26 protein-coding genes and 1 pseudogene are annotated in these 24,758 nt (G+C 68.4%); 16 read left to right on the top strand and 11 right to left on the bottom strand.

All coding sequences use genetic code 11. The annotated features are described in order from the left end of the window. Positions 1 to 24: 24 nt before the first annotated feature. The 8 genes from Q1K70_RS15695 to Q1K70_RS15660 form a co-directional block, all read right to left on the bottom strand. On the bottom strand, positions 25 to 750 hold the full coding sequence (locus Q1K70_RS15695) for a metallophosphoesterase family protein (protein ID WP_300161426.1): 726 nt from the start codon (positions 748 to 750) through the stop codon (positions 25 to 27). A 143-nt stretch (positions 751 to 893) separates the two neighbouring features. Then, on the bottom strand, positions 894 to 1,244 hold the full coding sequence (locus Q1K70_RS15690; protein ID WP_300161424.1) for a DVU0772 family protein: 351 nt from the start codon (positions 1,242 to 1,244) through the stop codon (positions 894 to 896). Between the two features lie 297 nt (positions 1,245 to 1,541). Next, positions 1,542 to 1,976, bottom strand: coding sequence for a hypothetical protein (locus Q1K70_RS15685; protein WP_300161422.1), 435 nt, complete (start codon positions 1,974 to 1,976; stop codon positions 1,542 to 1,544). A 64-nt stretch (positions 1,977 to 2,040) separates the two neighbouring features. Beyond that, complete coding sequence (locus tag Q1K70_RS15680) at positions 2,041 to 2,745, bottom strand: DVU0298 family protein (protein WP_300161420.1); 705 nt, start codon at positions 2,743 to 2,745, stop codon at positions 2,041 to 2,043. Positions 2,746 to 2,846: 101 nt separating this feature from the next. Further along, positions 2,847 to 3,476 (bottom strand): tetratricopeptide repeat protein, encoded by a 630-nt coding sequence (locus Q1K70_RS15675; protein ID WP_300161418.1) that lies wholly within the window; start codon positions 3,474 to 3,476, stop codon positions 2,847 to 2,849. 16 nt (positions 3,477 to 3,492) lie between these two features. Continuing rightward, a complete protein-coding gene (locus tag Q1K70_RS15670; RefSeq protein WP_300161416.1) occupies positions 3,493 to 3,852 on the bottom strand; it encodes a hypothetical protein in 360 nt (119 codons plus the stop codon). A gap of 10 nt (positions 3,853 to 3,862) precedes the next feature. Continuing rightward, positions 3,863 to 4,693 carry a YkgJ family cysteine cluster protein gene (locus Q1K70_RS15665; RefSeq protein WP_300161414.1) on the bottom strand — a complete coding sequence of 277 codons (831 nt, stop codon included), beginning with the start codon at positions 4,691 to 4,693 and terminating at the stop codon, positions 3,863 to 3,865. 135 nt (positions 4,694 to 4,828) lie between these two features. Then, entirely contained in the window at positions 4,829 to 5,017 is a 189-nt protein-coding gene (locus tag Q1K70_RS15660; protein WP_300161412.1) for a ferredoxin, read from the bottom strand. Positions 5,018 to 5,491: 474 nt separating this feature from the next. On the opposite strand from Q1K70_RS15660, the gene Q1K70_RS15655 reads away from it, so the two are divergent. Beyond that, positions 5,492 to 6,376: a glycosyltransferase family 2 protein gene (locus Q1K70_RS15655; protein WP_300161410.1), complete on the top strand. Its 885-nt coding sequence runs from the start codon at positions 5,492 to 5,494 to the stop codon at positions 6,374 to 6,376. A gap of 89 nt (positions 6,377 to 6,465) precedes the next feature. Here Q1K70_RS15655 and Q1K70_RS15650 read toward each other — a convergent pair whose 3' ends face one another. From Q1K70_RS15650 to Q1K70_RS15640, 3 genes are all read right to left on the bottom strand, one after another. Further along, entirely contained in the window at positions 6,466 to 7,833 is a 1,368-nt protein-coding gene (locus tag Q1K70_RS15650; RefSeq protein WP_300161408.1) for a trypsin-like peptidase domain-containing protein, read from the bottom strand. 60 nt (positions 7,834 to 7,893) lie between these two features. Beyond that, the gene (locus tag Q1K70_RS15645; protein ID WP_300161406.1) at positions 7,894 to 8,319 is read right to left on the bottom strand and encodes an Hsp20/alpha crystallin family protein; all 426 of its coding nucleotides are present in this window, start codon (positions 8,317 to 8,319) and stop codon (positions 7,894 to 7,896) included. 82 nt (positions 8,320 to 8,401) lie between these two features. Then, positions 8,402 to 8,605, bottom strand: coding sequence for a Trm112 family protein (locus Q1K70_RS15640; RefSeq protein WP_300161404.1), 204 nt, complete (start codon positions 8,603 to 8,605; stop codon positions 8,402 to 8,404). Positions 8,606 to 8,616: 11 nt separating this feature from the next. Between Q1K70_RS15640 and Q1K70_RS15635 the strand changes: the two genes are divergently transcribed. From Q1K70_RS15635 to Q1K70_RS15570, 15 genes and pseudogenes are all read left to right on the top strand, one after another. Further along, positions 8,617 to 9,612, top strand: a complete 996-nt coding sequence (locus Q1K70_RS15635; protein WP_300161402.1) for a PHP domain-containing protein — start codon at positions 8,617 to 8,619, stop codon at positions 9,610 to 9,612. 32 nt (positions 9,613 to 9,644) lie between these two features. After that, positions 9,645 to 9,953, top strand: coding sequence for a 50S ribosomal protein L21 (gene rplU, locus Q1K70_RS15630; protein ID WP_300161400.1), 309 nt, complete (start codon positions 9,645 to 9,647; stop codon positions 9,951 to 9,953). A gap of 24 nt (positions 9,954 to 9,977) precedes the next feature. Beyond that, complete coding sequence (gene rpmA / locus Q1K70_RS15625; RefSeq protein WP_300161398.1) at positions 9,978 to 10,259, top strand: 50S ribosomal protein L27; 282 nt, start codon at positions 9,978 to 9,980, stop codon at positions 10,257 to 10,259. Between the two features lie 209 nt (positions 10,260 to 10,468). After that, on the top strand, positions 10,469 to 11,506 hold the full coding sequence (locus Q1K70_RS15620; RefSeq protein WP_300161396.1) for a flagellar motor protein MotB: 1,038 nt from the start codon (positions 10,469 to 10,471) through the stop codon (positions 11,504 to 11,506). 24 nt (positions 11,507 to 11,530) lie between these two features. Further along, positions 11,531 to 12,397, top strand: a complete 867-nt coding sequence (gene motA / locus Q1K70_RS15615; RefSeq protein WP_300161394.1) for a flagellar motor stator protein MotA — start codon at positions 11,531 to 11,533, stop codon at positions 12,395 to 12,397. Positions 12,398 to 12,845: 448 nt separating this feature from the next. Beyond that, positions 12,846 to 13,046 (top strand): annotated as a pseudogene (locus Q1K70_RS22180) (SPASM domain-containing protein); the annotation flags it as partial. Between the two features lie 27 nt (positions 13,047 to 13,073). Beyond that, positions 13,074 to 13,859 carry a radical SAM protein gene (locus Q1K70_RS15610; RefSeq protein ID WP_300161392.1) on the top strand — a complete coding sequence of 262 codons (786 nt, stop codon included), beginning with the start codon at positions 13,074 to 13,076 and terminating at the stop codon, positions 13,857 to 13,859. 1,024 nt (positions 13,860 to 14,883) lie between these two features. Then, positions 14,884 to 18,195 (top strand): PAS domain S-box protein, encoded by a 3,312-nt coding sequence (locus Q1K70_RS15605; protein ID WP_300161390.1) that lies wholly within the window; start codon positions 14,884 to 14,886, stop codon positions 18,193 to 18,195. A gap of 60 nt (positions 18,196 to 18,255) precedes the next feature. Continuing rightward, complete coding sequence (locus Q1K70_RS15600) at positions 18,256 to 19,416, top strand: aminoacetone oxidase family FAD-binding enzyme (protein WP_300161388.1); 1,161 nt, start codon at positions 18,256 to 18,258, stop codon at positions 19,414 to 19,416. 197 nt (positions 19,417 to 19,613) lie between these two features. Then, complete coding sequence (locus Q1K70_RS15595; RefSeq protein ID WP_300161386.1) at positions 19,614 to 20,429, top strand: transporter substrate-binding domain-containing protein; 816 nt, start codon at positions 19,614 to 19,616, stop codon at positions 20,427 to 20,429. A gap of 109 nt (positions 20,430 to 20,538) precedes the next feature. Further along, on the top strand, positions 20,539 to 20,922 hold the full coding sequence (locus Q1K70_RS15590) for a hypothetical protein (RefSeq protein WP_300161384.1): 384 nt from the start codon (positions 20,539 to 20,541) through the stop codon (positions 20,920 to 20,922). Next, on the top strand, positions 20,919 to 21,680 hold the full coding sequence (locus tag Q1K70_RS15585; protein WP_300161382.1) for an amino acid ABC transporter permease: 762 nt from the start codon (positions 20,919 to 20,921) through the stop codon (positions 21,678 to 21,680). Before Q1K70_RS15590 ends, Q1K70_RS15585 begins: the two co-directional genes overlap by 4 nt. Before the next feature lie 19 nt (positions 21,681 to 21,699). Next, complete coding sequence (locus Q1K70_RS15580) at positions 21,700 to 21,963, top strand: glutaredoxin family protein (RefSeq protein WP_300161380.1); 264 nt, start codon at positions 21,700 to 21,702, stop codon at positions 21,961 to 21,963. Beyond that, positions 21,960 to 22,301, top strand: coding sequence for a ferredoxin-thioredoxin reductase catalytic domain-containing protein (locus tag Q1K70_RS15575; RefSeq protein ID WP_300161378.1), 342 nt, complete (start codon positions 21,960 to 21,962; stop codon positions 22,299 to 22,301). Before Q1K70_RS15580 ends, Q1K70_RS15575 begins: the two co-directional genes overlap by 4 nt. Before the next feature lie 229 nt (positions 22,302 to 22,530). After that, entirely contained in the window at positions 22,531 to 24,627 is a 2,097-nt protein-coding gene (locus Q1K70_RS15570; RefSeq protein ID WP_300161375.1) for a PAS domain-containing hybrid sensor histidine kinase/response regulator, read from the top strand. The last annotated feature ends 131 nt before the right edge of the window (positions 24,628 to 24,758 follow it).

The raw sequence follows: 24,758 nt of genomic DNA, 5'->3' as shown, positions 1-24,758 counted from the left end.
CGCCTTGGCAATACCGCGCGGCACTCAAAGCAGCCTGTCGGCATAGCGGCGCGGCAGGCCTCGGGCCACGATCTTTTCGGCCGTGGGCCGCGCGTCGTAGGGCACGGCCCTTATGGTCAGCACGTCGCGCGCGTCGTCGTAGAGGCCGTACTTGGCCCGGCGGTCGCCGTCGCGGGGCTGGCCCACGGAGCCGACGTTGAGGATGTGGCGCTCGCGGGCATCCAGGGGGTTGTCGCCCAGGGACAGCTCGAAGCGCTCCACCTCGCGGCCGCGCAGGCTCGCCGCCTCCAGCATGTGGGTGTGGCCGACGAAGGAGACCCGCTCGGCCGTGCGGGAAAACGCCCGGCGCAGGGTCACGTCGCCGGCCTCGAAAAGGTACGTGTTGGTGTCGTTGGGCGGCAGGCCGTGCACGAAGCGGCAGCCGTAGAGCGAAAGCGAAGTCGGGAAGGCGGCCACCCGGGCGACGAGTTCCGGCGAGAGGAGCTCCCGCGTGCGCGCCACGGCTTCCCTGGCCTGCGCGTTGAAAAGCCGCTCCCGCGCCGGGTCGGCCACGGCCCATTCGTGGTTGCCGCGAACGCTCGGGATGCCGCGGGCGGCGAGCGCCTCCAGCACCGCGGCCGGGTCCGGACCGTAGCCGATGTCGTCGCCGAGGCTCACCGTCACGGCCGGGCCGGCCGTGTCGAGGTCGACCAGCACGGCCGTCAGGGCCTCGAGGTTGGCGTGGATGTCGGCGAGGACGGCCATGAGCATGGGCCAGCATCGCAGCTTCGCCGACCAAGGGCAAGACCGGCGGCATGCCGCAAAAGAAGGACGCGACCTCGGGGCCTATCCTCCCGGGGTCGCGTCATGGGTGAGGGGCGTTGTGCGGGGGTTGTGGGTGTTCAGCGGAAATTCTAGTTGAAGTGAGTCTCTTGCAGCCACTTCTTGATGGCGTCGCTCGGGGCGTAGACGCCCTTGTTGAAGCCGCTTTCCTCCATGAAGGCCCGGGCCAGATCCTCGGGCAGTTCGAAGGAGGCCAGTTCCACGCAGTCCTCGGAGTTGCGGCGCACCAGCGTCAGTTCCGGCCGTCCCGACCAAGTGTTGACCACGAAATAGGTGGAATAGTCGTTCTTGGACGTCACGGGCTTATGCTCGGCATGCCAGGAGTTGTTGCCCCACTCGAGATACAGGGTCACGGCGTCTTCGGGCGTCATGTTCCAGTCGATGACCAGATCGGACAGATCGGTGTGCGTCTGCGTCTGCATGGCAATTCCTCCGTCGTGCGGGTGTGCCGCCTCATTTGGTGCGCGGGCTGATTGAGGACAAATTTAATCCTTTTAGTTCTCTGGTCAAGCGCCACAGTGTTTTTTCTCCGGTCCTTTCCCCTGAAATCGTCCTAACCCACCAAATTTACAATTACTAAATCTCCAGGCGGGAGGTCCAGGAGGGGGCTCGCCCCTCCTGGCCGCCGGAGGCGTCGCCCCATAACAAAAAAGGGCGCGGCCGGGGGGATAGCCGCGCCCTGCCGTAAGGGAGGGACTCGGGAACCAGGAGAGCTTCGATCAGCCGTCGACGCCGGCCTGGGCGATCTGCCGGGGCGAGGACTTGTCGTTTTCCGGGGATTGTTCGCGGTAGGCGCGCACCTGCTCCATCTTTTCCGGGGGCAGGACGGCGGCGAGCTTGTCGTCGGTTTCCCGGGACACGGCGCGCATGTCCTCGCGAAGCGCCAGCACGCCGGCCAGCCCCGGGTTGACGGCCAGGCGGGCCCGGGCAACGTCCCGGCGCTTGATGGTCTGCTCCACCAGGATCGGCCGCACGGCGGCCAGTTCCTCGGCCGTAAGGGGCACCTGGGCAGTAAGATCGCGGAGATACGCGTCGGCGGCCTGCTCCGGAGGCAGGGACCACCGCGACGGGGGCTCGCCGGCATGTCCGGCGGCCGCGGCCAGGGCCAGGACGGCCATGAAGAGCAGCGCGGTGAGGCAGGGTTTCAGGTTCATGCGGACCTCCATGGGGACGGCGTCCCCGTTTCTGCGAGGGAGGTCGCGGGATGTGAACAGGTGGTTACATGCAGCTGCGGCAGGCGGCCAGGGCTTCCCCGGCGGCCTCGGCCACGGTCGTGGCCGCAAGCTCCCAGCCGTCGTAGCGATCGAAGGCGGCCGTGTCGGCGGCAAGGGCCGCGAGCCCCTCCAGGAGCGTGCGCGAGGGGTCGGGCCCAAGCCGGGCCAGGGCCAGGCAGGCCAGGCCCCGGGCGGCGGGGTCGCAGTCGGCCAGGGCGGCCGTGATCTCGGGCAGGGCCGGGAGGCAAAGCTCCGGCGCGGTCCCGGCCAGGCGGGCGACGGCCCACCAAGCCCCGCGCCGCAGCGGCGCATGGTCGATGTAGGTGCAGTCGCCGGGCAAGTCCTGGACGTAGGAAATGAGGATGCGGTGGTAGTCGCGGGCAAGCACCGGGCACACGGCCAGGGTCTCGCCCATGCATTCGGGAATGCCCCAGGCGATGTTGCCCGACTCCTCGTTGACCCGCCACATGAGGTTGCGCCAGACGTCGCGGGCGTCTTCCGGGCGCGCGGCGGCGATTTCCGCCATGGCCGCGCCGAAGGCCGTGACCGCCCGCCAGCGCACGAGCGGCTCCCTATCGAGGAGCAGCGAGAAAAGCGGCCCCAGGCGCGTCTTGGCCGGCACGACGGCCAGCACGGCCAGGGCCGCCTCGCGGTCGTCCCCGCCCAGGGCCTGGCGCATCTCGCCGAGCAAATGCCTACGCGACGCCATCCGGATATATCCATCCCTTGGCGGGGGTCCGGGGAGCATGATGCCCCCCGGCGGGGCTCGGGGCAGCGCCCCGATTCCTCATTTCCACACTCTTCCCCAGCCTACTTGGCCAGGGCGGCCTCGATCTCGCGGACCATGTCCGGATGGGGTTCGAAGCCGGTCTGGCGGGCGCGCTCCACGAACTCCCTCGCCTTGGCAAAATCGCCGCGCTCCATGGCCACCAGGGCCAGGTTGTTGAGGGCCGGGCCGAACATGGGTTCGACCTCCAGGGCCTTGGCGCTGTGGAACTCCGCGCCGTCCACGTCGCCCTGCATAAAGAGGCAGCTCCCGAGGGAGGCCATGGCCTGGACGTACTTGGGGTCGATCTTGATGGCCCGGCGCAACGACTTCTCGGCCTTTGCCACGTCGCCGCGCTGGAGGTGCACGAAGCCGATGTTGCCGAAGGGCACGGCGAAAAGGGGCCGGGCCCGGCTGGCCTTCTCGTTCCACTCCAGGCAGGCGTCCAGGTCGCCCTTGTTCATGGCCAGGCCGCCGAGCTGCACGTAGGCCTCGGCCAGGCTCGGCGAGCATTCCACGGCCGAGAGGAACTCCGCCTCGGCCTCGACGAGCCGGCCCTTGGCCACGAAGGCCGTGCCCAGGTTGTAGTGGGACACGCCGCAGCCGGGGTTCTGGGACAGGCGCTTTTTCAGTTCGTCGATGAATTCGTCCGGGGTGCGGGCGGTGTATTCCATGAATGCTCCTTGCAGCTTATTTGGTCGGGCCGAGTTCGGCGTCGATGCCTTCCCGGGCCAGCAGGTCCTTGTACCATTTGCAGAAGGCGTACATGCCCCGGTGCTTTTCCGAGCCGCTCATGACGCCCATGCAGAGTTCCCAAGCGCCCTTGGCGAACTCCTCCGAGGCTCCGGGGTTCCCGGCCAGAAATTCCGAGACCAACTGCTGGCCGGTGCGGCGCGAGGCGTCCTCGCGCATGTCCAGCGGGTCGTTGGGCTCCTGAAAGGGATCCCAGGCGTCGTAGCCGATCTTGTCGATGAACCGCCGGCGGCGGGGCTTGAGCTTGTCGTAGATGGCGCGCTTGAGTTGCGCCAGTTCCTCGGGGGAATGGGCCACGCACGCCTCCTTAAGGTTTGCCTTCGCCCTCGGGCGAGCCGTCCGGGCCGGGCAGGACCCAGGTGGTCTGCCCGCCGGCGCAGGAGGCGCAGGCCGAGGAGCCGGCCTCCTCGCCGCAGGAGCCGCAGGACGCGCCGAAGGGCGAGGCCGGCGGCGCTGGGGGCTCGGGAAGGCGCACCATGTCGTCCTCGGTGAGGATGCCGAGGTATTCGTCGTCGTATTCGGTGATCAGCGCCATGGAGACCGGGACCAGGGACTCGCCCATGAGCGGCAGCTTGGTGGGCATGGCGGCCACGACCTCCTGGGACAGTTCCATGAGCCTGTCCTGGAGCTTCTCGATCTTGACCGTGGGGTAGCGCCCGCCCTGCTCGAAGCCGGCGGCGCCGCAGATGTGGGCCGCGCCGCCGATCTCCAGCGGCACGCCGTACAGCCGGCAGGTCACGGGGCGGTGGGCGTAGAGCACGCAGCGGGCGTCGTCGCCGAGCAGCGGGCAACGGATCCGCTCGCGGGCCAGGTCGGCCAGGATCTCGGCCGTGGGCACGCCCTGCTCGCCGGCGCGGAAGGCCTTGCGCTTGAGCTTGTAATGGTCGCGGTCGGCCTTGTTGGCCCGCTCCAGGATGGCGTCGCGCTCCGGCCCCGGGGGAAAGGCCTCGTTGAACCGGTGGTTGAGGTACAGCGCCTCGATGAAGCTCAGGTCGAACAGGGCGTGGCAGCAGTCGCTGCATCCCTCGCCGCAGGACACCATGCCCGGACAGGCGGTCGAAACCTTGGCGAAGGCGGCGTCGGCCTCGGCGGCGATGGCCTCGTAACGGGCGAAAGCGGGGGAGAAATCCAGGGGCATCAAGGGACTCCGCGACCGTCCCGCGCCGTCGTCCCTCACGCGGCCCCGCGCAGGGTCAGGCGGCCCGGGCCGGAGACGGCAGCGGGAGCGGACGGCGACCGTCCGCTCCCGCTGCCGGTTAATATTTTTGAATTATTACTCTTCTTCGACGATGATGGCGTCCTGGTCGCAGACCTCGACGCAGGATTCGCAGCCCAGGCATTCTTCCATGTTCACGGCCACGGCCTTGCCGTCGCGCATGGCATAGACTTCCACCGGGCAGACGTCCACGCATTCGCCGTCGCCGATGCACTTCTGCACGTCGACGATCACCTTGTATCCCATGCCAAACCTCCGAACAGACGCTGACAAAGGCTCGTTTCACGAAGCATCTCAGGCTATTGCAGCAAAGACCCCACACCGCCTCCGGCAGCTTACGCAGCCTTAGCCCCGGCGTGTTTCCGTGTCAAGGGAAGCGCCCCGGACGCCGCGCCGGGGCCGGCCGAGCCCGGCGGGCGAGGATGTCCCGCGCCGGTCGGGGGTGAAGACGCCGCAGGGGAAAAATCTCCTTTTTTCGTCCAACGCTTCGGGGAAATGGTCGCCATGTAACCGGCACGCCCTTACCCCGTCGCCTATCTCCCTTGAAAGAAAGAAGAAATTTTTCAATTTTGGGGCTAAAGTTCCTGGAGCGTTTTACCGAAAAGGGGGATGTAGGCGGAGTTTAACCTTTTACGCAGGGATGCCTGAAAGCCAGGGACGGCCATGGGCAAGCTAACCTATTTACGCCCGCGTCGCGGAGACATTCGGCCGGTTCTGCTGTTGCTTACCTCGCACAGACTCGACTGCTTCCTCATCTGCATACGCTGCCTGGAACGCTTCACCGATTTCACGCGGCTCAAGCATGTGTACGTGGTGGCCAACGCCGTAAGCCCCGAGCACTTGGCCGTGGCCAGGCGCTTCGTGGGCCGCCACGCCAACGCCACGCTCCTCGACCGGGGACCGCGCGGCCTGGTGCCGGCCGTGCACGCCGCCCAGAACGAGATCCTTTCCGCCCACATCGAGGACGTGGTCGTCAAGATCGACGAGGACCTGTTCGTCACGCCCCACTGGCTCGAACAGCTGGTGGACGGCTACCTGGACCACGCCGACCGGCCCGACGTGCCGCTGGTCATGCCGCTGGTGCCCATAAGCCCCCCCGGCCGCCACGTGCTCAACCGCTTCCTGCGCGTGTCCTACCCCTCGGAGCGCCAGATGTATTCCGGGCCGCCCATCGAGGAGAACTGGGTCTACCACCGCTGGATGTGGGAAAAGCTCCTGCACGAGAACCTGGCCGAGGTGTACCTGCGCGACGCGCCGGCCAAGTACGGCTACGTGGGCTACCTGACCATCAACTGCGTCATCTTCGACGAGCGCATCATGCGCCGGGTGCTGCCCTTCCCCACGGTCCCCACGGCCGGACAGCCCACCACCGACGAGAAGGCCTTCAACCTGGCCCTGGCCCGGGACAAGATGAAGGTGGCCGTGCTCGGCAGAAGCCTCGCCCATCACTACAGCTTCTCCAAATGCGAGGACTACCTGCGCTCCCACGTGCCCCTGGACGAGGTCTGGCGCTACATGCAGGAATTCACCGGAGCGGTCGCCAAGCGCGGCTGCCGGGTCGCGGCCGGGAACGGCGAACTGACGCTTCTGCGCGCCGGCGGCTGAGGCCGCGACGCGGGATCCCCCGCAGGCGTCGCCGGGACGGCGGGAAGTCGCCGCCGCCCGGCTTTTTTTGCGCCTTGCCGGGGCCGCGCTCAGTCCACGCCCATGCGGGCGTAATAGCCACGGCCGCCGCGCTCGATCATCACCAGCACGGTGCGGTGCATGCGACTCAGGTACACGGCCCGGGTGAACTCCTTTTGCCCGGAGAGCTTCTCGCCGCCGATCTGCACCAGCTGGTCGCCCTGCTTGAGCCCGAGCCGGGCCGCCGGGGAACCGGGGGCCACCCCGGCGACCGTCGCCCCGCCCCGGGAAAAGGCCACGTTCAAGCCCCAGCGCCTTCCGGCCACCTCGGCCGCCTCCCGGTCGGAAAAGGCCGTGGGCACGGCCGACAGCCGCTCCTCGCCCCGGCCCCGGCGCAGGCGAAGCGTCAGCGCCTCGCCCACGGGCGAGGTGCGCAGCACCCCCAGGTACTGGTCCTTGTCGTCGAGTTCGGTGTTGCCGATCCCCAGGAGCAGGTCGCCGGGCTTAAGCCCCGCCCGTTCGGCGGCCGAGCCCGGCAGCACCTCGGTCACGAGCAGGCCGCGCGGCCGGTCCAGGCCGAAATAGCGGGCCGTGCGGGCGTCCACGTCCTGGCCGGAAAGCCCGAGCCAGGCCGGGGTCACCCCGGCGCCGGAAACGATCTGCTCCACCACCCGGCGGGCCTTGTTGATGGGGATGGCGAAGCCGATGCCCCTCGCCTCGGCCTGGATGGCCATGTTGATGCCGATGACCTCGCCGGCCAGGTTGACCAGCGGGCCGCCGCTGTTGCCGGGGTTGATGGCCGCGTCGGTCTGGATGAGGTCGGCGTAGGCCCCTCCCTCATGCTTGAGGGACCGACCCACGGCCGAGACCACGCCCGTGGTCACGGTGTTGGTGTAACCGAAGGGGTTGCCGATGGCGATGGCCGTCTCGCCGATCATGATGTCGGTCGCGTCGCCCATGGCCGCCTGAGGCAGGGTCTTGCCGCCCGTGTCCAGGCGCAGCACGGCCACGTCGAAGTCCGGGTCCGAGCCGACCAGGGCGGCGGGGAGCTCCCGGCCGTCGAGGAGCCGGGCCGTGATGGACGTGCCGCCGGCGATGACGTGGGCGTTGGTCAGCACGAGCCCCTTTTGCCCGTCGATGATCACGCCCGAGCCCAGGCTCTCCTGGGTCTCGCGCCGGGGTTCGCCCGGGGCTCCCCCCAAACCGGGGCCGAAGCCCGGGCCGAAGAACTGGCGGAAGAACTCGTCGTCGAGCAACGGTCCCCGGCCGGCCCGGCGTTCCACGGTCCGGGCCGAGGTGATGTTGACCACGGCCGGGGCCACGGCGCGCACGGCCGTGACCACGGGCGTCAGGCGCGCCTCGCGGCCGGCGCTGCAAGCGGCCGAGGGGGCGCAGAGAAGGAAAAGGCAGCACAAAGCCCACGGGCCGAAACGTCCCATGTCGCGCCTCCTGGTGCGGTTGGTCGGAGAAAAAGGGGAAAGGGCGGGCGGCGCGGCGCGTCAGCTGATGGGGATGCGGCGGCGCAGGCGCTCGGGCCGCGCCTTGGGCACGACCACCAGCAGCAGGCCGTCCTTCATCACCGCCGTGATCTCGGCGCGCGACACGCCCTTGGGCAGCTCGAAGCGCCGGGCGAAAGGACCGTGGGAGCGTTCCACGGCCTGGTAGACCCCGCCGGGCTCCTTGACGAAGCGGCGCAGGCCCGAGACCACGAGGTAACGCCCGCGGGCCTCCACGTGCACGTCCTCCCGGGCGATGCCCGGCAGTTCCAGGGTGAGGCGGAAATCCACCGGCGTTTCCAGCACGTCGGCCACGGGCTGCCAGGCGTAGCCGGCGTCGTGGGCGAGCCCGCCCTCGCCGGCGAGTTGCTCGGCCTCCTGGGCCAGTTCCGAAAACGCCACCCAGGGCGTCCAATGCACTTTGGCCATATGCGGCTCCTTGAGGCAGGGCCGGGCGCGGCTGTCGCGTCCGGCCGCCCCGTCGCGCCCCTTCGGGGGAAATGTCGCGGCTCTAGTCCTTGACCGAACGCTTGCCGGCTTCCCAGTCCGCGGTCGGGACGGCCTCCTCCACCAACATGATGGGGATGTCGTCGCGCACAGGATAGACCACGCCGCAGGCCGCGCAGGCAAGGCCCTCGCCGGCGGCGGGCTTGGTCAGTTCGCCCTTGCACTTGGGGCAGGCCAGGATGGCGAGCAGGTCGGGATGTATGGTCACGGGCGGTCTCCTTGGCTTTGTCGCTGGGCACAGGTGATAGCCAAATCGGGCCGGGCGCGCAATGGAGGTTCGACAACACGCTCCCGGCGCGCTACCTTGCCGGCATGGCGCTCATCGACCTGCACACGCACTCCACGGCCTCGGACGGCAGCCTTTCCCCAGGCGAACTGGTGGCCCTGGCCGCGAAAAAAGGCCTGGTCGCCGTGGCGCTGACCGACCACGACACCCTGGAGGGCCTGCCCGAGGCCCGGGCGGCCGGGGAAGTCCACCACATCGACGTCGTGGCCGGGGTGGAGCTCTCCGTGGCCGACGGCGAGCGCAGCGTGCACCTCCTGGGACTCTTCCTGCCCGACCGGCCCGGCCCCTTGGCCGAAGCCCTGGCCTATCTGCGGGAGCGCCGCCACAACCGCAACCGGCGCATCCTCGAAAAACTGCACGCCCTGGGCGTTCCCCTGGAATATAAGGCCGTCACGGAACTTGCCAAGGGGGCCGTGGGCCGGCCGCACATCGCCCAGGCGCTTTTGGCCATGGGCGCGGTCACGAGCTTCAAGGAGGCGTTTTCCCGCTACCTCGGAGCCCACGGCCGGGCCTACGTGCCCAAGGACAAGCTGACCCTCGAGCGCGCCGTGGAGCTCATCCACGCCGAGGGGGGCCTGGCCGCCCTGGCCCATCCCTATATGCTCGGCCTGGCCGGGCCGGCCCTGGCCGCGGCCGTGGAGCGCTGCCGCAACGCGGGCCTGGACGCCATCGAGGCCCTCTACACCGAGCACTCCCAGGCCCAGACCCTGGAGTATCTGGCCCTGTCGCGGCGCTTCGGCCTGGCCGTCACGGGCGGGTCCGACTTTCACGGCGCGGCCAAGCCCGAGGTGGAGCTCGGCCGGGGGCGCGGCAACCTGCGGGTGGACATTTCCGTGCTCGACCTGCTGCGGGCCAGGCTCGCCCGGCAGGACGCCGGCCGCGTGGCCGGGAGCGAAAAAGGGCTTGACCCCAAGGGCGAGCCAGTGTAGATGGCACCTCTTCCCTATCGGAGGTCAAACCCATGTACGCAATCGTTTTGGCTGGCGGCAAGCAATACAAGGTCCAGGAAGGGGCCACCATCACCGTGGACCTCCTGCCCGCCGAAGCCGGCGCGCAATACGTTCTCGACAAGGTGCTGCTCGTCGGCGGCCCCGAGGTCAAGGTGGGCGAGCCCTACGTCTCCGGCGCTTCCGTGACCTGCGAAGTGGCCGGTCACGTCAAGGGCAAGAAGATCGTGGTCTTCCACAAGCGCCGGCGGCAGGATTCGCACAAGAAGCAGGGCCATCGCCAGAGCTACACCCAGCTCACGGTGAAGTCCATCCAGGCCTAGCCCAAGCATTTCAAGGAGTCCGACATGGCACATAAAAAAGCGGGCGGCAGCTCCAGAAACGGCCGCGACAGCGCCGGACAACGGCGCGGCGTCAAGCGCTTCGGCGGGCAGCAGGTCCTGGCCGGCAACATCCTCGTGCGTCAGCTTGGCACCAAGTTCCACCCCGGCGAGGGCGTGGGCATGGGCCGCGACTACACGCTGTTCGCGCTCATCGACGGCGTGGTGAAGTTCGAGAAGTACCAGCGCAACAAGAAGGTCAAGACCCGCGTCCTGGTCCTTCCCGCCGGTTCCGAGACCACCCAGTAGACATTCCCGGAGGCCGGCTCGCCGGCTCCGGACAGGCGACGCTTCAGGGCGAAGGGAATCCTCCCTTCGCCCTTTTCGTGTTTCCCGGACGTCCCTGCCCGCGCCAAAGCCTGTTGCCCTTTGCCGTATCGATGCGTAATTTCCGCAAAACACGCCCGTCTCCCTAAACCGGCGCTCCAACCGGTCGATAGGCACAGGGCGGAGGTTCCATGGCGGAACAGGGCCACAAGGCCAACATCATCATCAAGCGGGTCAAAAAGGTCGCCGGCGGCGCGCACGGCGGTTCGTGGAAGGTCGCCTACGCCGACCTCGTCACGGCCATGATGGCCTTTTTCCTGCTCATGTGGCTGCTCAACATGACCCCCCAGGAGAAAAAGGAGCAGCTCGCCGCCTATTTCAACGACTTCAGCCTGTTCCAGAACCCCGGCCCCTCGGCCCAGCTCCTCGACACCGGGGGCCTGGGACCGCCGGCCGCCGTGGTCGGCAGCCAGGACGAACGGCCCGACGTGGCCATCGACCGGGGCGGCAAGGCCCCCACCGGCGGCAAGGGCCAGGACACGGGCGACCTCGACGGCGGCCGCAACTTCGACGCCAAGGCGAGAGCCGAGGCCAAGGCCCGGGCCGAGGCGCAGGCCAAGGAACAGGCCGCGGCCGAAGCCCAGGCCAAGGCCCTGGAAGCCCAGGTGGAGTCGGCGCTGGAAAAGGCCGTGCCCGAGCTGGCCGGCCAGGTGTCGGTCACCCAGGAAAAGGACCGCGTGCGCATCGAGATCATGGACAAGGCCGAACGGCCGCTGTTCGACCTCGGCGGCGTGTCGCTGACGCCCGACGCCCAGCGCATCCTGGCCGCGGTCACGGACGTCATCCGCAAGGAAGGGGTCAAGGTGGCCATCGAGGGCCACACCGACGCCTACCGCTATTCCGGGACCTACACCAACTGGGACCTGTCGGCCGGCCGGGCGCTCTCGGCCAGGCGGCTGATGATCCAGCAGGGGCTGGCCCCGGACCAGGTGGCCGCGGTGACGGGGTTCGCCGACACGCGGCCCTACGTGCCGGGCAATATTTACGATCCGAGAAACCGGCGCATCAGCCTTCTGCTCTACCGCCCGGCCAGGGCCGGAGAGAAGGCGGTGGGCGGCGGGTCGGGTGCGGGCGGGGCCGTGGTCACGCCCAAGACGCCGGACGTGGGCGAAGTCCTGGAGCAGCAGATAAACAACCTCTACGACAAGTCGACCGACAGCCAGTTCTAGGCTGCGGCGGCTCATGGCGAGGCTATGTTCGCGATCATCGGCATCATCATCGTCATCGGCTGCATCCTGGCCGGCTTCATCCTGGAGAAGGGCAACTTCGACCTGCTCATCTCGGCCGCCCCCCCGGAAATACTCATGATCCTCGGCGGGGCCCTGGGGCAGCTGGTGATCAGCGCGCCCAAGGACGTGCTCGGGGCCACTTTCAAGGGGGCGCTCTCCATCTTCGGCGGCATGCTCACGAGCAAGGCCTACTACCTGGAGCTTCTGACCACCCTGTCCGGGCTTTACATGAAGATCCGCCGCGAGGGGCTGGTCGCCATCGAAAAAGACGTGGAGCGGCCGGCGGAAAGCCCGATCTTCAGCAACTTCGCCAAGAACAAGAAGAACCACGAGGTGCTGGCGTTTATCTGCGACACCATGCGCATCTTCTCCACGGTCAACATCGAGGCCCACGAATTCGAATCCATCATGGAGGCGGACATCGAGGCCACGGTCCACGAGGCCCTGGTTCCCTCCCACGCCATCTCCAAGACCGCCGACGCCCTGCCGGGGCTCGGCATCGTCGCCTGCGTGCTCGGCGTCGTGCTCACCATGGGCAAGATCAACGAGCCGGCCGAGGTGCTCGGCCACAGCATCGGCGCGGCCCTGGTCGGCACGTTCCTGGGCGTTCTGGCCGCCTACGGCTTCGTCGCGCCCATCGCCACCAACATCGAGCACCGGGCCAAGGAAACCGAGGCCATCCTGCTCGTGGCCAAAGCGTCGCTGACGGCCTTCGTCGGCGGCAACCCGCCGCCCGTGGCCCTGGAAGCGGGCCGCCGGGCCATCCCCATCCACAAGCGCCCGTCCTTCGAGGAACTCGAGGAAGCCATCAAGGCCAGCAAGGGCAAGTAGGCCGCGGGCGAGCGAGCCGGGCCGGGACGCCGGGGCGCCCGGCCGCCCTGCCCCAGGCCACGGTGCTCGCCGTGGAGCCCTCCCCCGGCAATTTCGAGCTTCTCCGGCTCAATGCCCTGCCCTATGGGAACATCCTGCCCGTCAACGCCGCCGTGGGCCCCCAAGCGGCGCGGCGCACCCTCTACGACCGCCGCACCGGGCCCTGGGGGCATGCGCTGCATCCCATCCCGAGGACTGCGACGCCCAGGAGCCCCTGGCACCGTCGACGTACTGCCCCGGGCCGCCATCCTGCAGCGCCACGCCCCGGAAGCGGGGGACAAGGACAAGCGGCCCTCGCGCGGCGCGCACACGTCGCAATCAAATCGTCTTGACAACAACGCCGGCCTCTCGTCTATGATCTGAAGCGGCATTTCCTGCATCGTTCCACAGCAACCAAGCCCGCCACAAAATGAGTCGTCCGTCGTATACGAAGTTCTGCACGAAACCATGGGAAGAGCTCGTCATCTATCCGAATGGTGCCTATTCGATATGCAGCGGCGGGCCACCTGTCGGGATGATACGAAACATCTCCGAGATAAGAGACCTCTGGAACAACAAGACCATCCTTCAATACAGAGAGAATCTGAACAATGGCTTCGAGTTCGGCATATGCTCAAATTGCGTCTTCCATGGAACCTTGCGCAATACGAGCGATCTCAACAGACAGAGAAAATTCCGTGAAGTTCGTCAAAAAAGCATACCCGTCATTTCGCTGGGCGTGACGGACCAGTGCAACCTCTCGTGCTTCATGTGCGGCATCGCCAAAAAGTATGAAAACACCAACAGGAAACGGCAGGCCGACAGGCTCCCCTTGGAATACTGCCGGGAATTCGCCGAGCATCATTTCGCCAAAGCGCAAATAGTCAACAGCAATTGCTATGGCGAGCTGTTTCTCTATCCAAGACTGAAAGCCTACCTGCAACTCCTCAAGCAGTACCGCCCGGCAAGGTATACGACGACGACGACCTCAGGCAGCCTGCGCGTTCCGGAAAAACTGTGGCGCGATGTCCTCGAGTCGCACGACGAAATCCTTTTTTCCATAGATTCCATCGACAGGACCATCCACAGAATCATTCGCGGCTTCGATTACGCCATTGCCGACAAGAACATCCGTACCGTGCAGCGGTTGGCCGCGACGGATTATCCGAAGTTCAAGCACGGCTGCTCCGTCGTCCTGATGAAGCTGACCATCGCCACCCTGTTCGACACCCTCAAGGCCTCCCATGAGGAGTACGGCTGCAGGCTTTTCCATTTCCAGCACATCGCCGACACTCCCGCGCAATCCCTCGCCACGGAAAAGCAGTGGCGCGTGCTGTTCAACGACGTTCTCCTCAAGTGCAGGGAATACATGAAGCGGCACGGCATCACCTCCAACGGCGACATCGGCCTTTACCGCGACGCGGCGGGAAACCTGGAATCCTGAGCCGCGCCCTCCGGCAGCCCGGTCCTCGATGTGACGCCCACGCCACGTCGGCAACAACAGGGCCGACGCCCGCGACGTCCCTCCCCGGCGACGGGGGAAGGAGCGCCGTGGCATCGGCCCCAGGGCCGGATTCGATCGACTGCCCCGAAGCGCGGCGTTTCCCTTTGTCCGGATGCCGCGCTCGGACCATGACGCGATCCGTTCGGTACGGCTCGGAATTCCCCTTGTCCTTGTCGTCGTCCATGCGGATGACCGCGCCGCCGAGGAACCGCTGGCCCGGGGTCGTTCGGCCGGTCAGCCTGGGCCGGGGCGCGCCCTGGCGCGGCGGGAAGGGCCTATGCGCCGCCGGGGGTTCCCCGCCGTCGGGCAGTTGGAAAAAGGAGCTCGTCTGCGGGAGCTGGGCGGCCTGGGCCGAGAGTCCCTCCGAGGTGCAGGCGATCTCCTCGGCGGCGGCCGCGTTTTGCTGGATCACCTGGTCGAGCTGTTGCAGGGCCTGGTCGAACTGCCCGGCCATCTGCTTTTCCTCGGGCGTGGAGGTCAGGGCCTTGTTGGATTGCGACATCGTTTCCCCCTGTTGCTTCCCGGTCTTCGCACTTCCGCGGCAGTTTCAACCGTCTCGAAAGGCCCGAACAATGCTGCGGCGGCGTGAAAAAATACAGAGCCCTTGGACAGGCATGGACGGCAACTTGGATTCCGATGCATTTCAATGTCACGCGGACCGAGGCCGAAAAGGAGTCTGGACAGGAAGAAGGTACCGGAGTTCCATTGTCTGGAATAGGCCGGACAGGTCTTGCCCCGTACCCCTGCCTGAGGCTATGCTTCCTCTTGCGCGTCCCACGCCGGAACCTCCGGTATCCGGCCGGCGCGACCGCAGCCCAAAGCGAGGAATGTCCCGTGAACGACGTCAGCCGCGCCATCGCACGTCCTTCCCGCCGTCCGACCGCAACGTCCCGTTGCTTGCTCTCCATGGGACCCGGCCGCGGCAACCGGCTTCCGCGCTAGCGCAACCGCCCGGTCCCGCCCCATGCACGGCCCCGGTCCCGACCCGATCTCGCGCCCACGGCCGCCAGGCCGACGATGCTTCGCGCCCGGACGGCTGGCCTGCCTGCTGCCCATCCTGGTCCTTTTCCTTCTGGCCGCCGCCCCCGTCCCGGCCCCGACGCCGTCCGCCCAGTCCACGTCCACCCCGGCGACGCCAGCCCCGACGCCGCCCAAAAGCCTCACCGTGGTCCTGGACCGCGACTATCCGCCCTACATCTTCCCCGACGCCCATGGCGCGCCCCAGGGCATCCTCATCGACGCCTGGCGGCTGTGGGAAAAGATCACCGGCGTGCCCGTCTCCATCATCGCCCAGGACTGGAACACGGCCCAGGACCTCATGCTGCGCGGCAAGGCCGACGTCATCGACACCCTGTTCGAGAATGAGGAACGCAGAAAAAGCTACACGTTTTCAGAGCCCTATGCCACCATCGAAGTGCCGATCTTCGTGCACAAGGACCTGGGCGGCATCCGCGATCCCGACTCGCTCAAAGGCTTCGCCGTGGGCGTCAAAAAGGGCGACGCCAGCGTGGCCCGCCTCGAGGCCCTCGGCATCAGGCCGCTGCTCCCCTACGACGACTACGAGGACGTGGTCCGGGCGGCTGGGGACGGCAAGGTCAAGGTCTTCTGCGTGGACAAGCCCCCGGCCCTGCACTACCTCTACAAGTTCGGCCTGGCCGACGACTTCCGCCTGGCCTTCGACCTGTATTCCGGCCGGTTCCACCGGGCCGTGCGCAAGGGCGACGAGGCCCTGTTGCGCTTCGTCGAATCGGGATTCGCCCGCATCCCCCCGGAGCAGCAGGCCGCCATCGAGCGCAAATGGCGCGGCGAAGCCCTGTTCCCGGCCAAGGGCCTGCGCTACGCCCTGTGGGCCGTGGCCGCCCTGGCCGTGGCGGCCGGGGCGCTTCTGGCCGCCAACGCCTGGCTGCACCGGGTGGTGCGCCGCCAGACCGCCCGACAACACGACCTGCTGGACGCCGTGCGCCAAAGCGAGGAACGCTACCGCGAACTGGTGGAAAGCGCCGCCGTGGCCATCGTGCGCCTGGACGCCCTGGGCCGGGTGGTCTTCGTCAACGCCTTCGGCCAGCGTTGCCTGGGCCAGCCCAGGGAACGCCTGCTCGGACGCGAACTCGACCTCTTCGACGCCCCGGCCGACGCCAAGCCCCAGGAACCCTGGCGGGACGTCCTGGCCGGCGTCGCCGACAGCCCCGAAGACACCGGTTTCCTGGACAGGCGGCACGCCGGCCCCGAAGGACGGACCGTCTGGATCGCCTGGACCATCCGCCGGCTGCACGGGTCGGACGGCGGCCAGGACGCCTTCCTCGGCGTCGGCGCGGACATCACCGAACGCAAGCGGGCCGAGGCGGCGCTTTCCGCCAGCGAAGCCCGCTACGCCCTGGTCTCCCGGGGGACCAACGACGGCATATGGGACTGGGACCTCGTCGCCGACACCCTGTATTTCTCCCCGCGCTACCGCGAGGTCCTCGGCCTGCCGGACGACGACGCGCCCCTTCGCCTGGACGCCTGGACCAGCCGGCTGCACCCAGACGACGCCGAAGCCGCCGTCAGCGAGCACAATCGCTGCGCCGAAGGGGAAATCGACGCCTACACGATGCAGTATCGTCTGCGCCACGCCGACGGCGGATACCGCTGGATCAGCGAGCGGGGGGCGAGCCTGGCGGACGCCACGGGCCGCGTGATCCGCATGGCCGGCGGCATCGCCGACGTCACCCGCCGCAAGAAGGACGAGGACGCCCTGCGGGAAAGCCAGGACCAACTGGCCAAGATCTTCCGTTCCTCCCTGGTCGGCATCTCCGTCACCTCGCGCCGGGACGGCCGCATCGTGGACGTCAACGACACGGGCGCGCGCATGTTCGGCTACCGCAAAAGCGAGGTCGTGGGCGCGACGAGCCTCGACATCGACCTCTGGAAAACCCCGGCCGAGCGCCAGGAGTTCGTGGAGGAACTGGCCCGTTCCGGTGCCATCGTGGGCAAAGAACTGGAACTGCTCCACAAAAACGGCTCCGTGGTGGTCGTCCTGGCCTCGGCCGTGCCCATCCAGACCGCCGGCGAGACCTGCATCCTGACCGTGCTCGTGGACATCACCGAGCGCAAGGCCATGGAGCAGGCCCTGCGCCGCGCCAAGGAGTCGGCCGAGGCCGCCAGCCGGGCCAAGAGCGAATTCCTCTCCACCATGAGCCACGAGATCCGCACGCCCATGAACACCATCCTCGGCATGGCCGCCGCCCTCACCGGGGCCGACCTGCCGCCGGACGAGGCCCGGGCCCTGGCCGCCATCCGCATCGCCGGCGCGAACCTCATGGCCCTGCTCGGCGACATCCTGGACCTGTCCCAGATCGAAGCCGGCGGGCTCATCATGGAGGAAAAGCCCTGCGACGTGGTGCGGCTCGCCGCGGACCTGGTGGAGATGCTGCGGCCCGACGCCGCCCGCAAGGGCCTGGACATCCGCCTCGACGTCCAGGCGGATCTGCCGCCGCGACTGGTCCTTGGCGCCGACCGGGTCCGGCAGGTTCTCGTCAACCTCCTCGGCAACGCGCTGAAGTTCACCGAGAAGGGCGGCGTCGTGCTCGAGGTCGGGCGCATGGAGGTCCCCGCCTCCGGCCCCCTCGTACGCCTGGCCGTTCGCGACACCGGCATCGGCATCCCCCCGGAACGGCAAAGCGAAATCTTCGACCGCTTCACCCAGGTCGACGCCACGGCCAGCCGCCAGTTCGGGGGCGTGGGCCTGGGGCTGGCCATCTGCCGCAAGCTCGTGGACCTCATGGGCGGAAAGCTGCGCGTGGACAGCCGCCCCGGGGCAGGCTCCATCTTCACCGTGACCCTGCCCCTGCGCCCGGCCGGTCCGGCCGACCAGTCCGCCACGGCCCCGGCCGCCGCCGGCGCGTCCGCCCGACGCGGGGCCGTGCTCCTGATCGAGGACAGCCCCGGCAACGCCGAGGTGACCCGGCTCATGCTCAAGGACGCGCCCTACGACCTGACCTGGGCCCCGAGCGGCGAGGCCGGGCTGGCCCTTTTGCGCGAGCGCCGCTTCGACGTGGTGCTCATGGACATGGAGATGCCGGGCCTCGACGGCTGCGAGACGACCGACGCCCTGCGCCGGCTGGAAGCGGAACAGGGCCGGCCCCGCACCCCGGTCGTCGCCCTGACCGCCCACGCCTTCGAGGAGCACCGCCAACAGTGCCTGGTGGCCGGCTGCGACGACTTTCAGGTCAAGCCCATCGCCAAGCCCAGGCTCCTTGAGACCCTGGCCACCTGGATGGCCCTCGGCCCGGCCTGAGCCCGGCCCGCCCCTGGCCCTCGCGGCCTTATCCGTGTAGGCAACGGCCGGGAGGAACGCATGCGCGTCGACGTCGCCATCCTGGGTGCCGGGGCCTCGGGCCTGACCTGCGCCGCCGCCTGCGCCGCGCGCGGGCGCGCCACCCTCGTCATCGACCACGGGGAAAGGCCCGCCCGCAAGGTGCTGGCCTCGGGCGGCGGACGCTCGAACATCACCAACACGGACGTCGGTCCCGCGGACTACGTCTGCGCCAATCCCCACTTCGTCAAATCGGCCCTGGCCCGGTTCGGGCCGGGCGACCTGCTGGAAAGCCTCGCCGCGGCGGGCGTGGCCACGGACGTGGAGGACGGCGGCAAGGTCTTCTGCCGCGACGGGGCGAAAAGCGCCGTCCGTTTCCTGGTCGGCCGGGCCGAGGCCGCCGGCGCGAAGACGCTGCTCGGGACGGCCGTCCTCGACGTCCGCCGCGAGGGCGGCGGCTTCACGGTGGCGACGAGCGCCGGCCCGGTGGATTGCGCCGCCCTGGTCCTGGCCCTGGGCGGCCGGTCCTGGCCCGCGCTTGGCGCGTCGGGCCTCGGCCACGACCTGGCCCGGCGGCTGGGCCTTGGCGTCACAGCCCTGCGCCCGGGGCTTGCGCCGCTTCTGGCCGGGCCCCAGGATCTGGAGCTTTGCCGCGAACTGGCCGGCGTGTCCCTGCCCGTGGCGGTGTCCGGCCCCTGCGACCTGGCCGGCGACCTCCTTTTCACCCATAAGGGCGTCTCCGGCCCGGCCGTCCTCGACGCCTCGCTTTTCTGGCGCGAGGGGCGGACCCTCTTCCTCGACTTCCTCCCCGGGATCGACGTCGAGGCGGCCCTGGCCGAAAGCGGCCGCCAGGAGGTCAGAAACATCCTGGCCCGCCGCCTGCCCCGCCGCCTGGCCGCCGCCCTGTGCGCCAGGCTCGGCGTCGCCGGCCCGGCGGCCGGCCTGGCAGCCGCCGCCCGCCGCCAGCTGGCCGCGACCTTGCGCGCCTTTCCCTTCGCCCCGGCCGGGACGGCCGGCTGGGCCAAGGCCGAGGTGACGCTTGGCGGCGTGGACACGGCCGCCGTTTCCTCCAAGACCATGGAAGCCTCCGCCGTGCCGGGTCTCTACGTCGTGGGCGAACTCCTCGACGTCACCGGCCGCCTGGGCGGCTTCAACCTCCACTGGGCCTTCGCCTCGGGCCTGGCCGCCGGCCAGGCGGCCTGAACCCCGAGCGTCGCGTCTCCGAAACGGCCTGCTCCGTATTCCATAGACAACATACTTGAGTAGTTCTATTTTTCTCAAAAAATACGCTCGTATTTTTTGAGGGACGCCACACGGGGCGGCCGCATTTTGGGTGGCCGTGCCTCCCGCGATGGGATAGGCTTCGCTCCAATCGCCATCCCCAGCAAAGGAGAACGCCCATGGTCCGCTTCATCCGCGTCATCTGCCTGGCCTTCGTGGCCCTGACGATGTGCTGCGGCACGTCCTCGGCCGCGTCCACGCCCTTTGACATTTACGAGGGCAGCAACCTGCGCAGGATCGTCGCGCGCGGCACCCTCGTCGTCGGCATGGAACTCAAATTCTGGCCCTTCGAATACGTGGACGAACAGGGCAAGCCCGTCGGCTTCGACGTGGACATCGCCCAGGCCCTGGCCGACCGGCTGGGGGTCAAGCTCGAGATCAAGGACATGGAGTGGACCGGGCTCATCCCGGCTCTGACCGCCGGCAAGATCGACCTCATCATCTCGGGCATCACCGGCACGCTGGAGCGGGCCAAGTCCATCACCTTCACCTCGCCCTACTTCACCACCGGCCTGTGCGCCCTGACGAGCGTCGCCAAGGCGGCCGACGTGACCGACGTGGCCGCCCTGGACGCCCCGGGCCGGGTGCTTGCGGTCAAGACCGGCACCACGGCCGACCTGGTGGCCGCCAAGCGCTTCCCCAAGGCCACCATCAACCGCTACAAGGAAGAGACCGCCTGCGTGCAGGAAGTGGCCGCCGGCCGGGCCGACGCCTTCTTCTACGACCAGCTTTCCATCGCCAAGCACCAGAAGCAGAACCCCGAGACCACCCGGGCGCTGCTCACCCCCTTCACCTACGAGCCCTACTGCATCGCCCTGCAGAAGGGGGACTTCGACTGGTGGCAGTGGTTGGAGATGTTTCTGGGCACCATCAAGGCCGACGGCACCCTCGAAACCCTTCGGGCCAAGTATTTCAAGGACATCCTGGGGAAATAGCCTTCGCCCCGGCACATGAAGCCCAATCCCGCCGCCCGGGGCCGGCGGTTTCTCCGGCGCGCCCGCCGGGGACTGCGCCGGCCTCGTAGCGGCGGCCAGGGAGAAGAACATGCTTCGAGCCACCTTGCGCCTTCTGTGCTGCCTCGCCCTGGCCTCGGCCTGCCTGGCCGGCACGGCCCGGGCCGAGAGCCGCCAGGTCTTCGCCCACCTGTTCACCGTGCCCGCGGACCTGCCGGCCGGCGGCGATGCCTCGGCCAGGATCCCGGCCCTGGAGGAGTGGCTGGCCGGCTCCTTCGGCGGCTTCACGCGCCTGGGGTCCGGCGACGGCGGCTGGAAGAACGAACAGGGCAAAATCGAGATCCAGGGCAACGTCGTCTACCTGGTCACGGCCAACCGCGACTACGCCAAGGAGATCGCCGCCCGCCTGGTCGCCGATTTCGGCGAGCGCATGCCCTACATCCTGGTCTTCGCGGCGGACCAGTTCCTCAAATGAAGCGCGCCCCGTCGCCGCTGACGGTCCGGACGCTGCTGTTCGCGGGGCTGGCCGGCCTGCTGTGGCTCGTGCTGTCGCGCATCCGCTACCACTGGGATTTCGGCGCGGTCTGGGCCTACCGCGACATCTTCCTGGCGGGATTCGGCATGACGCTCGCCGTCTCCGTGGGGGCCATCGGCCTGGGTCTGGTCTGCGGCCTGGCCTCGGGCCTGGCCTCGGTGTCCGGCGACGTCTGGCTTTCGGAACTGGCCGCCCTGTACGTGGGCGCGTTTCGCGGCACGCCGCTTCTGGTGCAGGTCCTCATCTTCTACTTCTGCGTCGGCGTGGTCGTCCACGTGGACAGCCCCTACCTGATCGGCACGGCGGCGCTGGGCTTTTTCTCCGGGGCCTACATCTCGGAGATGGTGCGGGCCGGGGTGGAGTCCGTGGACCGGGGACAGTGGGAGGCGGCCCTCTCCTCGGGGCTCACCCGGCGGCAGGCGCTCCTCCACGTCGTCTTCCCCCAGGCGCTGCGGCGCATCGTGCCGCCGGTCACGGGCCAGTTCGTCTCCTGCATCAAGGACTCGTCCCTGCTTTCGGTCATCAGCGTGCGCGAGCTGACCAAAGCGGCCGAGGTGGTCAACGCCACCACCTATAGGACCTTCGAGGCCTACCTGCCCCTGGCCCTGTTCTACCTGCTGCTCACCTGGCCCCTTTCGCACTTGACCGGCCGCCTGGAAAAAGGAATACGAAACGGAGCCGCTTCTCCGCCGCGCTAACTTCTTCAAGGAGCGTCCCATGAGTTCGGACATCAAGGTTTACGCCCTGTCCACCTGCGTGCACTGCAAGCACGCCAAGGAATACCTGGAAGAGCACAAGATCCCCTACGACTGCGTCCATGTGGACTTCCTGTCCGGGGAGGAGCGCACCCAGATCATGGACATCGTGCGCAAACTCAACCCGGCCCTGTCCTTCCCCACCATCGTCATCGGCAACAAGGTCATCGTGGGTTTCCGCCGCGAGGAAATCGAACAGGCCCTCGACCAGTGCGAGAAGAAATGAACGCGAAGTCCCTCTACGAAACCCTGCGGCCCATCCAGGAAGCCAAGGGGAACTTCTTCAATCCGGACATGGGCATGACCCTGGACCTGCTCGGCAACCTCCTCGTCAACAAGGAGCGCTACGGCTACATGGCCTGTCCGTGCCGGCTGGCCTCGGGCAAGTTCGAACTGGACCGCGACGTGGTGTGCCCCTGCCAGTACCGCGACGCCGACGTGGCCGAGTTCGGGGCCTGCTTCTGCGGCCTGTACGTGTCGGACGCGGTGCGCGACGGGGAAAAGCCCCTGCCCGTGGTGCCCGAACGCAGACCCCTGGAAAAGACCCTGGCCGCCCTGGGCTGACCGCCTCCCGGCGCGACTTCGCCCGGCGCGTCCGGCCGCCCCTCGGACGGGACCAGGCGGACGCGGCCGGGCCGCGGCAGTCGACCGCTTGTCAGCTTCCCAAACTTCCATTAGTTTTCGTAAGGCGTTGCGTTCTCGCGCCCCGATCCCAGACGCCATGCCCCACAGTGACGGCGCATGGCCTGCCGCGCCCACCGGGACCGGAACTGGAGCCGTTGGAGCCGCCGCCATGGACCCCCTCTGGTTCGCCACGTCCGTCGTCGTCCTCGTCCTGCTGGCGGGCCTTCCTTTTTTGGCCAGGGCGCTGCGCCGGCGCGCCAAGCCCCAAGACCGTTGCGCCGATCCGCTGCTCGCGCGCGTCGTCGAGACCATGCCCGACCCGTTCTACGTCAAGGGGCCGCACGGCCGCTTTCTGCTCGTCAACGACGCCCTGTGCATCCTGGCCGGCCGCGCCCGCGAAGACATCCTCGGACGCGAGGCGGCGGAAGTGTTCCCCGGCCGTCTCGGCGCGGCCTCGCTCAAAAACGACGCCATGACCCTGGCCTGCGGCTTCGAAGACGTGGCCGAGGAGACGGCCATAGACGCCGACGGCCGCCAGCGCACCTTCATGACCCGCAAGGCCCTGTACATCGACGAGGCCGGCCGGCGGCACATCGTCGGCGTCATCCGCGACCTCACCAGCCGCAAACGGGCCGAACGGGCCCTGGCCCGAAGCGAAAGCCGCTACCGGCGCATCGTGGAAACAGCCAACGAAGGCATCTGGGTCGTGGACGCCCGCTGGCGCACGACCTACGTCAACGCCGTGATGGCCATGATGCTCGGGACCACACCCGCCGCCATGACCGGGCGGCCGGTGGTCGACTTCCTCTTCCCCGAGGATGGGGAACTGCACCGGGCCATGCTGCGCCGCGAAGCCCTGCCCCCGGGCGGCGGACTCTACGAGAGGAGGCTCAAGCGCCTGGACGGCCAGGCGCTGTGGGCGCTCATCGCCGTGAGCAGCGAATTCGACGCCTCGGGACGTTTCGCCGGCTCCGTGGGCATGTTCACCAACATCACCGAACGCAAGCGCACCGAGGAGACCCTGCGGCTGTCCGAAACGCGCCTGGCCGCCGCCAAAAGCGCCGCCGAATCCTCCAGCAAGGCCAAAAGCGAATTCCTGGCCAACATGAGCCACGAGATCCGCACGCCCTTAAACGGCCTCCTCGGCATGCTGCAAATCCTCGAGGACACCCCCCTCGACGCGGAGCAACGCGACTGCGTGGTCACGGCCCTGGACTCGGGCCGCCGCCTCACCCGGCTGCTCACGGACATCCTCGACCTCTCCCGCGTCGAATCGGGGAAACTCAACCTGGAAATCGCTCCCTTCTCCCCGCGCGCCCTCATCAGTTCCGTCCAGAGCGTCTTCGCCGTGGCCCTGGAACAACGCAGGCTCCCCCTCCACATCGCCGTCGACCCGAAGATGCCGGGCAGACTCCTCGGCGACGAAGGCCGCATCCGGCAAATCCTGCTCAACCTCGTGGGCAACGCCGTCAAGTTCACCAACCTCGGCTCCATCAACCTGGAGGCCGCCTGCTACCCCGGTCCAGACCCGGACAAAATCCGGCTCGTGCTCGGCGTCAGCGACACCGGCATCGGCATCCCCCGGGACAAGCTCGACAGCGTCTTCGACACCTTCACCCAGGTCGACGGCTCCAATACCCGCATCCACCAGGGCGCCGGTCTCGGTCTGTCCATCGTGGACGGACTCGTGCACCTCATGGGCGGCTCCATCTGGATCGACAGCGAACCCGGCGTCGGCACCTGCATCCTGTGCTCCCTGATCCTGCCCAAGGCCGACCCGGAACCTGCCGCCTCACCGGATGTCCCCATCCAGGCCGTCGCGCCCGGGCTGCGCCTGCTGCTCGTGGAAGACGAACGCGTCAACCGGCTGGCCGTCGGCGCCCTCCTGCGCAAACAGGGCCATATCGTGGTGGAAGCCGCTTCCGGACCGGACGCCATGGAAATCTTCGCCCGCGAACCCTTCGACGCCGTGCTCCTCGACATCCAGATGCCCGGCATGGACGGCCTGGAAACCCTCGCCCTCATGCGCGACCCCGCCATCCACGGCGACAAGGCCGGCACCCCGGCCATCGCGCTCACCGCCCACGCCATGGCCGGCGACAAGGAACGTTTCCTGGCCGCCGGCATGGACGACTACCTGGCCAAGCCCGTCGAAGCCTCGGCCCTGGCCGCCGCCCTGGCACGCCTGACGCGTAGGCAAGGGAAGAAGGGAGAGGAAGGGGAAGAGAAAGAGAAAAGAATGCCTCCGGCGGCCTGGAGGGGGTGACCCCCTCCAGGACCTCCCCGATGGGTGCGAGCGGGAGGGAGGTCGGGAACGGTGGGCGGCGTTGCGGTGAACCATGTGGTCGGGGAATTTCGGGCAACCCGCAGGCCGCAAAGCCGGCCAGCACGTTGCCC

Source organism: Solidesulfovibrio sp., from assembly GCF_029978005.1.
Classification (GTDB): Bacteria; Desulfobacterota; Desulfovibrionia; order Desulfovibrionales; family Desulfovibrionaceae; genus Solidesulfovibrio.
This window is presented reverse-complemented; position numbering and strand designations above follow the sequence as displayed.

Excerpts from the sequence above, each read along its gene's own strand:
- Q1K70_RS15695 (WP_300161426.1), bottom strand. The coding sequence starts at position 750 with ATGCTCATGGCCGTCCTCGCCGACATCCACGCCAACCTCGAGGCCCTG.
- Q1K70_RS15690 (WP_300161424.1), bottom strand. The coding sequence starts at position 1,244 with ATGCAGACGCAGACGCACACCGATCTGTCCGATCTGGTCATCGACTGG.
- Q1K70_RS15685 (WP_300161422.1), bottom strand. The coding sequence starts at position 1,976 with ATGAACCTGAAACCCTGCCTCACCGCGCTGCTCTTCATGGCCGTCCTG.
- Q1K70_RS15680 (WP_300161420.1), bottom strand. The coding sequence starts at position 2,745 with ATGGCGTCGCGTAGGCATTTGCTCGGCGAGATGCGCCAGGCCCTGGGC.
- Q1K70_RS15675 (WP_300161418.1), bottom strand. The coding sequence starts at position 3,476 with ATGGAATACACCGCCCGCACCCCGGACGAATTCATCGACGAACTGAAA.
- Q1K70_RS15665 (WP_300161414.1), bottom strand. The coding sequence starts at position 4,693 with ATGCCCCTGGATTTCTCCCCCGCTTTCGCCCGTTACGAGGCCATCGCC.
- Q1K70_RS15660 (WP_300161412.1), bottom strand. The coding sequence starts at position 5,017 with ATGGGATACAAGGTGATCGTCGACGTGCAGAAGTGCATCGGCGACGGC.
- Q1K70_RS15650 (WP_300161408.1), bottom strand. The coding sequence starts at position 7,833 with ATGGGACGTTTCGGCCCGTGGGCTTTGTGCTGCCTTTTCCTTCTCTGC.
- Q1K70_RS15645 (WP_300161406.1), bottom strand. The coding sequence starts at position 8,319 with ATGGCCAAAGTGCATTGGACGCCCTGGGTGGCGTTTTCGGAACTGGCC.
- rplU (WP_300161400.1), top strand. The coding sequence starts at position 9,645 with ATGTACGCAATCGTTTTGGCTGGCGGCAAGCAATACAAGGTCCAGGAA.
- rpmA (WP_300161398.1), top strand. The coding sequence starts at position 9,978 with ATGGCACATAAAAAAGCGGGCGGCAGCTCCAGAAACGGCCGCGACAGC.
- Q1K70_RS15620 (WP_300161396.1), top strand. The coding sequence starts at position 10,469 with ATGGCGGAACAGGGCCACAAGGCCAACATCATCATCAAGCGGGTCAAA.
- motA (WP_300161394.1), top strand. The coding sequence starts at position 11,531 with ATGTTCGCGATCATCGGCATCATCATCGTCATCGGCTGCATCCTGGCC.
- Q1K70_RS15605 (WP_300161390.1), top strand. The coding sequence starts at position 14,884 with ATGCACGGCCCCGGTCCCGACCCGATCTCGCGCCCACGGCCGCCAGGC.
- Q1K70_RS15600 (WP_300161388.1), top strand. The coding sequence starts at position 18,256 with ATGCGCGTCGACGTCGCCATCCTGGGTGCCGGGGCCTCGGGCCTGACC.
- Q1K70_RS15595 (WP_300161386.1), top strand. The coding sequence starts at position 19,614 with ATGGTCCGCTTCATCCGCGTCATCTGCCTGGCCTTCGTGGCCCTGACG.
- Q1K70_RS15590 (WP_300161384.1), top strand. The coding sequence starts at position 20,539 with ATGCTTCGAGCCACCTTGCGCCTTCTGTGCTGCCTCGCCCTGGCCTCG.
- Q1K70_RS15585 (WP_300161382.1), top strand. The coding sequence starts at position 20,919 with ATGAAGCGCGCCCCGTCGCCGCTGACGGTCCGGACGCTGCTGTTCGCG.
- Q1K70_RS15580 (WP_300161380.1), top strand. The coding sequence starts at position 21,700 with ATGAGTTCGGACATCAAGGTTTACGCCCTGTCCACCTGCGTGCACTGC.
- Q1K70_RS15575 (WP_300161378.1), top strand. The coding sequence starts at position 21,960 with ATGAACGCGAAGTCCCTCTACGAAACCCTGCGGCCCATCCAGGAAGCC.
- Q1K70_RS15570 (WP_300161375.1), top strand. The coding sequence starts at position 22,531 with ATGGACCCCCTCTGGTTCGCCACGTCCGTCGTCGTCCTCGTCCTGCTG.